Here is an 8827-nt window from a genome sequence, read left to right on the forward strand (position 1 = left end):
ACGGAGAAGGCCGGTGCAAAACGCACCGGCCGCCTGTTTTCGCGCACTCAGATCTGGAAACGCTCGGTCATCCCGCGTAGTCTGCCGGCCAAGTCGGCCAGGTCATGCACGGACTTGCTGATTTCCATACTGGCCTGGGTGCTCGCTTCCGAGTTCTGCGCCACTCTTTCGACCTGACTGGCCAGCGCCTGACTGGCGGAACTCTGTTCGCCGAGCGCATTGTCAATTTCAGACACCGCAGCCAGCGATCGCTGTGCCGCCTGACGGATATTGTCGACTGACTCAGCCGCCAGGCGGGACTGCTCGACGCCGGCATTGACGCTGTTCACCATGTCATCGATGGCCCCAGCGGTGCTGCCTGCGTTGGCCTGAATGCTGCTGATCATGCTGCTAATTTCACCTGTTGCGCTGCTGGTACGTTCCGCCAGTTTGCGCACCTCGTCAGCAACGACGGCAAAGCCGCGGCCAGTTTCACCGGCACGCGCGGCCTCGATGGCAGCATTGAGTGCGAGCAGATTGGTTTGATCGGCGACTTCGCGAATGACCTCGACCACACCACTGATTCGGTCTGAGCTTTCTTCAAGCTGCTTGATGCTTTCCGACACCCGACTGGCAACGTCGGCAATATGGTGAATTTCTTCCGTTGTCCGCTCGATGATCTCTCCGCCCTGCTCGGAAAGCTGCTCAGACTCGGTGGCGACACTGCGTCCTTCACGGGCCGTGTCGGAAATATGAGTGATCGATACCGACATCTGCTCAATGGCTGCCGCCATTGCCGAAGTGGAATCACTGGTCGCGCTGGCAATTTGTGTCGACTGGTCGACGTTATTCTCCAGCGAACGCGAGGAGGCATCGACTTCTTCAACCACATTGCGCACTCCGCTGATCAGCTTGCGCAGTTCGGTGGTCATACTGGCAATGCGATCGATTGCACTACCACGCTCGGCCGCAGGCAGGGCGACGGCAAGATTGCCCAATGCCACTTCATGCACCAATGCATCAAGCACTGCCGGCTTACCGCCAAGAATCCGAATCACCTGCCGGTAGCCTGCCCACACGGTGAAGGCAAAGGCGCTCAGCGTGGCAATGAGCAGCAGCAGGAACAACAGTTGGATATTTTTCAGCAATGCCTTCGCTTCAGCCTGCGCTGTCGCAGTACGCTGCTCAAGCATAAGGAAGAATTCATCCACCGGCTTCATGATCTGTGCTTTTAATTTATGGTAGCGGCCATCATTTACCAAACGACTGGCTTGCTCCCGATCCGGACTGAGCTGTTTTGAATACTGCCCAGAAGCATCCTTGAACAGCCCTTTTGCCATGTTGATCGCTTCGGTTTCAAGCTCAACCAACTGATCCGAGTAGCGCTGCCCTTCTTTCAATTTATCCAGTTCGGCAGGGGTAAAACCGGCTTCCCGCATCAGATCGCTGAGCGCGATGCTGCGATCTTCCGGGCGCGGCCGGCTTTCACCTGCCGCGACAAAATCCCAATAAATCCGCCAATAGGCCTGCGGGCGCGGTTTCTGCCCGTTCCGAATGGCCACCACATCGTTGTACTGGGCTTCAAACGCCGGGTCGCCGGTGGCGACATAAGTGCGCACCAGACGGGTCAGATCATCCGAACTCTGGCGCAACTCATCGGCCAGCAGGTAAGACTGGTAGCGTTGCCCGGCCACTGCGTCCAGATCTTCCACTGCGTCACGCAATTTTAGAAAAACCAGCGCAAGTGACAGCACCAAAAGCAAGGTGATGACTAGGCTGACAAAAACCATCTTACTGGTACGGCTCCGCTGTGCAGACATGATGACTCTCCTCTGGTGCGAATACGCTACGCAAGCCTGGCAAAAGATTGGTTTTTGCTCGATTGGAGAAAATGGTAGCGCGAACTGCTTGCAATTTCACCTGAATCTTTAATCCTTCAACTCGCCCCGCCGCCCCGCGCCAGCGCCCCGGTGTATCGTGGCGCGCGCGGGTGTAATATCTGCCGCCCCCCGCGCTGGCGTGGCCATGCCGGGGGGCGTGTCTGCAACCTTTAACCCTGGATGAAAACCATGAGTACGCAAATCCGCATTGGCATTGCCGGTTACGGCAATCTGGGCCGTGGCGTCGAAGCCGCCCTCGCCAAAAATCCTGACATGCAATTCGTCGGCATCTTCACCCGCCGCGCCCCCGAAAGCCTGCAACCGGCCACCGCCGGCACGCCGGTGTACGCCCTCGCCGATATCGGCCAATTCAAGGACAAAATCGACGTTTTAATCCTTTGTGGCGGCTCCAAAGACGACCTGCCGCAACAAGGCCCGCAACTGGCGGCGCAATTCAACACGGTGGATAGCTTCGATACGCACGCCGCCATTCCCGAGTATTTTGCGGCAGTCGATGCCCAGGCGCAGGGCGCGGGCAAGACGGCGCTGATCTCGATCGGCTGGGACCCCGGCATGTTCTCGATCAACCGCTTGTATGGCGAGGCCGTGTTGCCGCAGGGCGAAACCTATACCTTCTGGGGCAAAGGCGTCAGCCAAGGGCATTCGGATGCGATTCGCCGCGTTCCCGGCGTCACAGCCGGCGTGCAATACACCCTGCCGTCGCCGCAAGCCATCGAGGCGGTGCGCAGCGGCAGCTGCCCCAGCTTGAGCACGCGCCAAAAACACACCCGCGAATGCTTTGTCGTACTGGCCGAAGGTGCGGATGCCAAGGCGGTTGAAACGGCCATCGTCACCATGCCCAACTATTTTGCCGATTACGATACGACGGTGCATTTCATCAGCGAAGAAACGCTAAAAAAAGAGCACAGCAAAATGCCGCACGGCGGTTTCGTGATTCGCAGCGGCAGCACCAGCGCCGAACACAAGCAGGTGGTGGAGTATTCCCTGAAACTGGACAGCAACCCGGAATTCACCGCCAGCGTGCTGGTGGCCTATGCGCGCGCCGCTTACCGCCTGAATCAGCAGGGGCAGAGCGGGGCAAAAACGGCTTTCGACGTCGCTCCCGGCCTCTTGTCGATCAAATCGGCGGCAACGCTGCGTCAAGAGTTGCTGTGAAATGCGCCCGCACGCGGGAATCAAGCCAAACGCCAAGCAACCGCCAAGCCAGGGATTTCCCTGGCTTTTTTAACGCCCGGGGCGGCTGAATTTCGGCACGTCCCGCACCAGGCGAAAACCGATGATGTCGTAACGCACGCTCGGGCGGCAATGCATGTGGCGCTTGCTGCAGCGGGCAAACTGCCCATCGTGCGACCAGGCACCGCCGCGTACCAGGCGGCTGGGGCCGGGCTCGTCGAAGCGCGGGTTGTGGCGCGCATGTTTCGTATAAGCATCGGCGGCGTAGATATCGGAGACCCATTCCCAGACATTGCCGGACATATCGTGCAGGCCCAGGGCATTGGGCGCGAAACTGCCGACCGGCGCGGTTTCCGGCCAGGGATCGTCGGCCCCGCCGCTGATGTTGGCGTTTTTCTGATCGATTTCCTTGCCGGCGCTGCCGTATTTCACCGCCTGCCCGCCGCCACGGCAGGCGAATTCCCATTCGGCCTCACTCGGCAGGCGGAAATTTTCGCCGCTGCCGCGGTTGAGGCGATGAATGAAGGCATCGACCTCGGTCAGCATCACGCTTTCCACCGGGTAATCGTCGCCGCGGGCGTACTCTGCCGGGTTATCGCCCATGATTTTCTGCCACTGGCCCTGGGTGACTTCGTATTTGCCCAGGTAGTAATCGTCCAGGCAGACTTCGTGCACCGGCACCTCGTTGTGTTCGCCGTCGCCGAAAGTGTCGCCCATCGGATAGCAGGCACCCTTGACCAGCACGAATTCCATGCCGCTCTTCGGCTCCGTCCAGGTGGCGGGCAGCGTTTCGCTGGCGGCGTGCGCGCTCGCGGCGCTCAGAAAAGCAGAAAAAATGAGGCTGACGAGCGGCAAAGAAGGGGACGGCATGATGGCTCCGGGAAAAACAGGCAGGCCCGAGTATCGCCTAGTGCAAGCGCGAAAGCGTCATGTTTTCAGTGGCTTGCTGAAAAATCAGAAAATTCTTATGAACACCTGCTGCCCAAAACCCAGCCATGCCAGCCACCCAGCGCATATGCAAAAACTCGTTTGGGCAGGGCAATGACACGCGCCAGCCCCTCCTTTTGAAAAGGGAAAATCGGTGCAGCATTGATGCGATTGCCCTGACGCACGGGGAGGAAACTCACCAGGGCGGCACATGCAAGGTAGAATTTATCGTTTGCTACCCCTTGCCAAGCGACTGCCATGCTCATTCAAGAAACCCAGATCATCAACAAACTCGGCCTGCATGCACGGGCTTGCGCCAAGCTGACACAGCTGGCGAGCAAATTTGGCTGCGAAGTGTGGATGACGAAGGGCGAGCGGCGGGTGAACGCCAAGAGCATCATGGGCGTGATGATGCTGGCCGCCGGCAAGGGCTCGATGGTCACGCTGGAAACCGACGGCGCGGACGAAGCCGAGGCCATGGCGGCGCTTTTGGCCTTGATCGCCGATTATTTCGGCGAAGGGGAATGATGCGATGAGCTTTACCCTGCACGGTCTGGGCGTTTCGGCTGGCATCGCCATTGGCCGGGCGCTGTTGATGTCGCAAGCAACGCTGGAAGTGGCGCACCTGACCTTGGGTGCGCGTCAGATCGACAAAGAAATCGCCCGTTTCGATACCGCCGTCGATGCCGTGCGCCAAGAGCTGACCGCACTCAAAGGCAATGCCGAACACGCGCCGCCCGAGCTGGCCGCCTTCATCGACGTGCATTTGATGTTTCTCGACGACGCCGAGCTTTCAATCAAACCGCGCGAACTCATCCGCGAGCGGCGCTGCAACGCCGAATGGGCGCTGGTGCAGCAGATGGAATATCTGGTGGCGCAGTTCGAGCAGTTCGAGGACGCTTACCTGCGCGAGCGCAAATTTGACGTGGTGCAGGTGGTGGAGCGTATCGTCAAGGAGCTGCTCGGGCACCCGGCGCGCGCTTCGCTCAAGGCGGGCAAGACGGCGAAGGAGGAGGCGCTGATCATCGTCGCCCACGATTTGTCGCCAGCCGACACCATCGCTTTCAAGGATCAGCGTTTTGCCGCCTTCATCACCGATGTCGGCGGGGCGACTTCGCACACTTCGATTCTGGCGCGCAGCATGGCGATTCCGGCGGTGCTCGGCCTGGAAAACGGACGCGCCTTGATCCGCGACGGTGAGCAGCTCATCGTCGATGGTCTGCGCGGCATCGTCATCGTCAATCCGGATGTGCATGTGCTGGAGGAATACCGGCTGCGCATGGGGCAGATTGCCCTGGAAAAAAACAAGCTGCGCCAGCTCAAGAATTCACCGACGCAAACCCTGGACGGCGAGGCCATCGCCCTGCACGCCAATATCGAGCTGCCCGGCGACGTGGCCGATGCGCTCGACGGCGGAGCCGAAGGGGTCGGCCTGTTTCGCACCGAATTCCTCTTTCTCGACCGTGGCGACATGCCGGATGAGGAGGAGCAGTTCGAGGCCTACAAAAAAGTGGTCAAGGGCATGGGCGGGCGGCCGGTCACCATTCGCAGCTTCGATCTGGGGGCGGACAAGGACTTGCATCCAGAAGCCAGCAGCCGCGTCAAAACCAATCCGGCGCTGGGGCGGCGGGCAATCCGCTTATCGCTCGCCGAACCAAAAATGTTCCAGATCCAGCTACGCGCCATTTTGCGCGCTTCCCGCTTCGGCCCGGTCAAGCTACTCATTCCCATGCTGGCGCATGCACATGAAATCGATCAGACCCTGGCCGCCGTGGCGCAGGCCAAATCCAGCCTGCGCGGCGAGAAAATCGCTTTCGACGAAAACATCCCGGTCGGCGGCATGATCGAAATTCCGGCGGCGGCGCTGGCTGTCGGCCTGTTCTTGCGTCGCCTGGATTTTTTGTCGATCGGCACCAACGACCTGATTCAATACACGCTTGCCATCGACCGCGCCGATGAACAGGTGGCGGCGCTCTACGACCCGCTGCACCCGGCGGTGCTGATGCTGCTGGCGCACACCTTGAGCAGCGCGGAAAAAGTGGGCATTCCGGTGTCGGTGTGCGGCGAAATGGCGGGGGACCCCAAGCTCACCCGCCTGCTGCTGGGCATGGGGCTGCGTACTTTTTCCATGCATCCCTCGCAAATTTTGAAGGTGAAAAGTCGGATTTTGAAGTCAGAACTTTCTGAGCTCACCGCCGCCGTGCGTCGCATCCTGCGCCTGGAAGAGCCCGCCAAACTGCGCGAAGCCCTGGAAAAGCTCAACGCTTGAACTTGATGGACGCACCCTGGGCCAAACCGCCTGCGACAATTTGCCGCATTCCCTAAAACACGCCCTTTACCGAGAATCCGCCCCGACAATCAACAACGATAGAGGGAATGGGATATGCAGCAGCGTTTTACGCCACTTGCCGCCGCCATGGCGCTGATTTTTTCTGCCGCCGCCTGGGCCGAACCGGAACAAACCATGCAGTCGGTCGTTGTCCAGTCGGCGCGCGAACAAAGCGAAGGCAGCAGCAGCAAGCTCGGAGCGGATAGCCTGAAACCGCAAGGCGCGCGCAGCAGCGACGTGGCGCAAATGCTGCGCGAAGTGCCCGGCGTCAGTTTCTACGGCGCGGGGCAGGTGTCCAGTCTGCCGGTGATCCACGGTCTGGCCGATGACCGCCTGCGGGTCAAGGTCGACGGCATGGATTTGCTGGCAAGCTGCCCCAATCACATGAACCCGGCGCTCTCCTACCTCGATCCCAGCCAGGTCGATGCGCTCACCGTCTATGCCGGCATCAACCCGGTCAGCGCCGGCGGCGATTCGATCGGCGGCAGCATCATCGCCGAAACCAAGGCGCCCGAATTCGCCGAAGCCGGCGCGGGCCATCTGCTGAAGGGCGAAGTCGGCAGCTTCTATCGCAGCAACAACGATGCGCGCGGCGTCAATGCCAGCGCCACTTTTGCCACCGAAAACATCAACCTCAGCTATACCGGCGCGCTCAGCAAGGCCAATAACTATGTTGCCGGCAAAAATTTCAAAAATTACACCGCCACCGGCAACGCCGGCCACACTTTGGCGCGCGATGAAGTCGGCTCCACCGGCTACGAAACGACCAACCACACCCTGGGCATGGCGGTGCGCAGCGCCAACCACTTGTTTGAAGTGAAGTTCGGTTATCAGAACATGCCGGAACAGCTCTACCCCAACCAGCGCATGGATTTGCTCGACAACGAGCAAAAACGCGTCAACGCCCGCTGGCTGGGTAAATTTGACTGGGGCAAGCTGGAAGCCCGGGTGTACCACGAAGAAGTGGATCACTTCATGGACTTTGGGCGGGATAAGCGGTTTTGGTATGGCAGCAATTCCGGCGGCGTGAATGGCGCACCGTGCAGCCCCATCCGCTTTGCCGGCGACCCTGCCGGCACCTGCGCCAAAGGTATGCCGATGGTGACCGAAACGCGCACCACCGGGGCCAGCCTGAAAGCCGATGTCAAACTGAGCCAGAACGATTTGCTGCGCATCGGCAGCGAGTTGCAGCGCTACCGCCTCGATGACTACTGGCCGGCGTCTGGCGGCGGCATGGGGCCGGGCGTGTTTGAAAACATCAAAAACGGCGAGCGTGACCGCAAGGCTCTCTTCGCCGAGTGGGAAGCCGTCCGCGGCGCGCACTGGACGACCCTGCTCGGCCTGCGCTACGAGCGGGTGAGCATGGATGCCGGTCAGGCGCGGGGTTACAACCCGAACACCAATGGCACGGCACCGATGTTCAATTACCAGAAGCGCGATGCCGATGCCTTCAACGCCCGCAACCATTCGCGCAGCGACAACAACTGGGATTTCACGGCGCTCGCCCGTTATCTGGTCGATGCCGGTTTCGACATGGAATTCGGCTTTGCCCGCAAAACCCGCTCGCCCGGCCTGTACGAAACCTATCCCTGGTCGACCTGGGCGATGGCGGCGACCATGAACAACTTCGTCGGTGACGGTAACGGCTATGTCGGCAATCCGGATCTGAAACCGGAAAAAGCCTACACGCTGTCGGCCACCTTCGACTGGCACAATGCCGAGCGCAGCCGCGAATTCAAGCTGACGCCGCACTACACCCATGTCGATGACTACATCGATGCCGTGCAATGGGATCCGGCCACCAACGCTGCCCGCACGACTCTGGTGCGTGACCAGTTCTCGGTGCTGCGCTACGCCAATCATTCGGCGCGCCTGTACGGGGTGGATGTATCGGGTAAATCCGGGCTGGCCAAAACCGGTTTCGGCGAATTCGGCGTGCAAGGTTTGCTCAGCTATACCCGTGGCAAAAACCGTAAAACCGGCGACGATCTCTACAACCTCATGCCGCTCAACGCGACTTTGAAACTGACGCAAAAACTGGGGGCCTGGGACAATGCTCTGGAGGTCGTCGGCGTGGCGGCCAAGCGCAAAGTGTCCAGCGCGCGCAATGAAATGAAAACGCCGGGTTACGGTCTGGTCAATCTGCGCCTGAGCCACCAATGGAAGCAGCTGCGCCTGGATTTTGGCGTCGAAAACCTGTTCGACCGCTACTACCAGATGCCCTTGGGCGGCGCTTACTTCGGCCAGGGCCGCACCATGTCGCTGAATCCGCCGGCAGCCGACGGCATGATCGCCTGGGGTACTCCGGTACCCGGCATGGGGCGCTCGATCTACGCCGGGATCAACGTCAAGTTCTGAGTTGATCCGCTCGCCACAAAACGCCCCGGTCTGCACGCGCAGCCGGGGCGTTTTGCCGTGCACAGAGTGTGTAAATAAGGTGTGTAAACGTGACGACGGGGACCGAAGTCCCCGCCGGCTGTCTTGGGTAATAAGGCTTCAGCGGCCCCAGCTGTGCCGT

The 8827-nt window shown here is 60.3% G+C and carries 7 protein-coding genes; 4 read left to right on the plus strand and 3 right to left on the minus strand.

The annotated features are described in order from the left end of the window. Positions 1-47: 47 nt before the first annotated feature. Complete coding sequence (locus ACM62Q_RS09570; protein WP_415035956.1) at positions 48-1799, minus strand: methyl-accepting chemotaxis protein; 1752 nt, start codon at positions 1797-1799, stop codon at positions 48-50. Between the two features lie 249 nt (positions 1800-2048). Here ACM62Q_RS09570 and ACM62Q_RS09575 point away from each other — a divergent pair, with 249 nt between their 5' ends. Continuing rightward, entirely contained in the window at positions 2049-3035 is a 987-nt protein-coding gene (locus tag ACM62Q_RS09575; RefSeq protein WP_415035958.1) for a diaminopimelate dehydrogenase, read from the plus strand. A 69-nt stretch (positions 3036-3104) separates the two neighbouring features. On the opposite strand, the gene ACM62Q_RS09580 is transcribed toward ACM62Q_RS09575, so the two are convergent. Further along, positions 3105-3923 carry a formylglycine-generating enzyme family protein gene (locus ACM62Q_RS09580; RefSeq protein WP_415035960.1) on the minus strand — a complete coding sequence of 273 codons (819 nt, stop codon included), beginning with the start codon at positions 3921-3923 and terminating at the stop codon, positions 3105-3107. Positions 3924-4018: 95 nt separating this feature from the next. Continuing rightward, on the minus strand, positions 4019-4240 hold the full coding sequence (locus ACM62Q_RS09585) for a hypothetical protein (protein WP_415035962.1): 222 nt from the start codon (positions 4238-4240) through the stop codon (positions 4019-4021). Between ACM62Q_RS09585 and ACM62Q_RS09590 the strand changes: the two genes are divergently transcribed. The 3 genes from ACM62Q_RS09590 (at position 4239) to ACM62Q_RS09600 (ending at position 8667) form a co-directional block, all read left to right on the plus strand. After that, positions 4239-4508, plus strand: a complete 270-nt coding sequence (locus tag ACM62Q_RS09590) for an HPr family phosphocarrier protein (protein ID WP_415035964.1) — start codon at positions 4239-4241, stop codon at positions 4506-4508. The genes ACM62Q_RS09585 and ACM62Q_RS09590 overlap by 2 nt on opposite strands. 4 nt (positions 4509-4512) lie before the next feature. Then, positions 4513-6249 (plus strand): phosphoenolpyruvate--protein phosphotransferase, encoded by a 1737-nt coding sequence (gene ptsP, locus ACM62Q_RS09595; RefSeq protein WP_415035966.1) that lies wholly within the window; start codon positions 4513-4515, stop codon positions 6247-6249. 114 nt (positions 6250-6363) lie between these two features. Beyond that, positions 6364-8667, plus strand: a complete 2304-nt coding sequence (locus tag ACM62Q_RS09600; protein ID WP_415035968.1) for a TonB-dependent receptor plug domain-containing protein — start codon at positions 6364-6366, stop codon at positions 8665-8667. Positions 8668-8827: the final 160 nt, after the last annotated feature.

The organism is Azonexus sp., assembly GCF_047638095.1.
GTDB lineage: Bacteria > Pseudomonadota > Gammaproteobacteria > Burkholderiales > Rhodocyclaceae > Azonexus.

Bases quoted from the DNA above. Each gene is read 5' to 3' on its own strand.
- ACM62Q_RS09575 (WP_415035958.1), top strand. From the start codon at position 2,049: ATGAGTACGCAAATCCGCATTGGCATTGCCGGTTACGGCAATCTGGGC.
- ACM62Q_RS09585 (WP_415035962.1), bottom strand. From the start codon at position 4,240: ATGGCAGTCGCTTGGCAAGGGGTAGCAAACGATAAATTCTACCTTGCA.
- ACM62Q_RS09590 (WP_415035964.1), top strand. From the start codon at position 4,239: ATGCTCATTCAAGAAACCCAGATCATCAACAAACTCGGCCTGCATGCA.
- ACM62Q_RS09570 (WP_415035956.1), bottom strand. From the start codon at position 1,799: ATGTCTGCACAGCGGAGCCGTACCAGTAAGATGGTTTTTGTCAGCCTA.
- ptsP (WP_415035966.1), top strand. From the start codon at position 4,513: ATGAGCTTTACCCTGCACGGTCTGGGCGTTTCGGCTGGCATCGCCATT.
- ACM62Q_RS09580 (WP_415035960.1), bottom strand. From the start codon at position 3,923: ATGCCGTCCCCTTCTTTGCCGCTCGTCAGCCTCATTTTTTCTGCTTTT.
- ACM62Q_RS09600 (WP_415035968.1), top strand. From the start codon at position 6,364: ATGCAGCAGCGTTTTACGCCACTTGCCGCCGCCATGGCGCTGATTTTT.